General features: G+C 52.4%; 2 protein-coding genes. One reads left to right on the top strand and one right to left on the bottom strand.

Annotation, left to right across the window (positions count from 1 at the left end; all coding sequences use genetic code 11):
• Positions 1-116: 116 nt before the first annotated feature.
• Positions 117-1,339 (top strand): IS3 family transposase gene (locus ABQX22_RS26620; RefSeq protein ID WP_349802847.1). Its coding sequence is split into 2 segments (ribosomal slippage): positions 117-468 and positions 468-1,339, totalling 1,224 coding nucleotides; the frame shifts between segments, so codons are not numbered across the junction.
• Positions 1,340-1,373: 34 nt separating this feature from the next.
• On the opposite strand, the gene ABQX22_RS26615 is transcribed toward ABQX22_RS26620, so the two are convergent.
• A complete protein-coding gene (locus ABQX22_RS26615) occupies positions 1,374-1,904 on the bottom strand; it encodes a glyoxalase superfamily protein (protein WP_349802846.1) in 531 nt (176 codons plus the stop codon).
• Positions 1,905-2,247 lie beyond the last annotated feature (343 nt).

Here is a 2,247-nt window from a genome sequence, read left to right as displayed (position 1 = left end):
CTGGTGTCCACTTAAATTAAGTGCACACCATGTCTTGGCTTTGCAGCGCTGGGTAGATGACTTGGCCGGACGGATACTAAGGTTTACACCTTCTGACCTATCCTCAGGAGGTTTTAATGGATTCGGGCAAAAGGCGTAGCCAGCGTGACTACACGCTAGCCTTTAAATTATCGGTCGTAGATCAAGTCGAAAAAGGCGAGCTGGGTTATAAAGAGGCTCAACGGCGCTACGGCATCCAAGGCAAATCCACTGTGCGGGTGTGGCTACGCAAGCATGGGCGACAGGACTGGAGCCAAGGCGGATCAATTCGAGAGCTGAGGAGTAGGTCTATGACCGAGCCACCCCTCCCGCTGACACCTGAGCAGCGAATCAAAGAGCTTGAAGAACAGCTGGCGGTGAGCAACCAGAAGGCTCAGTTCTTTGAAGCGGTCGTTGACGTACTGAAGAACGACTACGGGGTTTCTATCGTAAAAAAGCGATCCGGCAAGTCCTCACCCAAGGGCAAATCCAAGGCCTGAGTATTTGCAGGGCTTGCCAGTTTCTGGGCATTTCCCGACAGGCGTATTACAAGCGAAACCGGGTTTGTGACGCTCAAGTCAGCCATGCTCAGAAAGTGCTGGGTTTTGTTCTGGAGACACGGCTCCAGATGCCTCGGCTGGGCACTCGCAAGCTGCATGATCTTATGCAGGCTGAGCCTGAGCTGAAGCGCACAGTAGGCCGTGATCGGCTATTCGATATTCTGCGAGACAGCCGCCAACTGGTTACTCGCAAACGCGCCTATCACAAGACCACCGACAGCCATCATCGCTTCCGTCGTCATCCGAACCGGTTAAAGCCTGGTCCCGATCAAGTGATCGCCACTGGCCCCGAGCAGGTCTGGGTGGCGGATATAACCTATTTGCCCACCGAGCAAAGCGTTGCGTATGTGAGCTTGGTGACAGACGCTTACTCGCGCAAGATCGTCGGTCACCACGTGCATGAAACCCTGCACGCCGAATCGGTTATTCAGGCAATGAGTAAGGCTTTACGGGGCAGAACAAGCAATCAGCCGCTAGTGCATCACTCCGATCGAGGCTCACAGTACTGTTCTGATCTTTACCAGAAGCTGCACGCCAAGCATGGAATCCGGTGCTCGATGACCGATGGCTACGACTGCTATCAGAACGCTCTGGCGGAGCGTGTGAACGGAATCTTGAAGACAGAGTTTCTGCTTCATCGGCCTAAAGATTTGGCCGAGGCGATTAAAATGGTCGAGGAGTCGGTAAACATCTACAACAGTAAGCGCCCGCATCTATCGTTGAAATACAAAACGCCCGATGCGGTGCATCGGGCGTTTTGAGACTAGACATGTTGACGCGATAACTCAGGAGGTACTAGCTCTGGCAGAACCTTATGCGATTACCAAAGGGGTCATAGACTTCCAGTACCTGTCCCCAATCCTGTTGAACGATATCCGGACGTCCATATCCGTAGTGCTTGGCTACCAACTCATCTCGAAATAACTCGATGTTCAGCATAGGCACAAACACCGTCGATCCTGGGCTGGCATCACCATGGTGTTCAGAAAGATGTAACTTGAGACCTTGGCGCTCAATACCTAGGTAGAGCGGCAAATTAGCTTCGAACCGATGCTCGAATTCTATGTTGAAGCCTAGAAACCCGATATAGAACTCACGGGCTTTGGTTTCGTCGAAACTTCGTAGAATAGGGATCGGCTTGAGGAACGCGATAGCAGGCTCTGGGCTTGCCTCAACCAGCATCGCAGATGCAGTGTTCCAGTCCTTGTAACCCAATTGCTGAGCCACAATCTCCAGCGCGTTGGAGTGAGATATCTCTTGGTTGCGCACTGCTAACGAAGTCTGCAGCTTCTTAGCCATTTGCTTGGCTTGGTTAATTGAAAACATGATTCCTCCCTGGAGCCGAAGCATTCTGGTGCTTGCGTTGCCAAACCCCGACTCTCAAAAGAGATGAGTAAGCGTTCGTGGAAATGTGCTTTCACCATTCCTTTCGGAAGCAAGCGGCGGGCAGCACAGGCCCGGGCTGATGGTACACAGCTTCGGATAATGGCGGAAGGCTTGTTCCTCAACCGCATACGAGTGCGCAGCCAGGCTTGTTAAACACCTTGCCTTGTTTGAAGCGTTTTGACGGCTTGGAGGGCTATAGCGTCGACTAGAGTGCTTACGGTTTTCGATCGCCCAAAACAAAACCCCTCACCGCGCAAGCGATGAGGGGTTTCGGAATTTAATC

Origin of the sequence: Xanthomonas sp. WHRI 1810A (genome assembly GCF_040202885.1) — a bacterium.
In the GTDB taxonomy this organism is placed as follows: domain Bacteria; phylum Pseudomonadota; class Gammaproteobacteria; order Pseudomonadales; family Pseudomonadaceae; genus Aquipseudomonas.
Note: the sequence above shows the minus strand (reverse complement) of the source record. Positions and strands in the feature narration are given on the sequence as shown.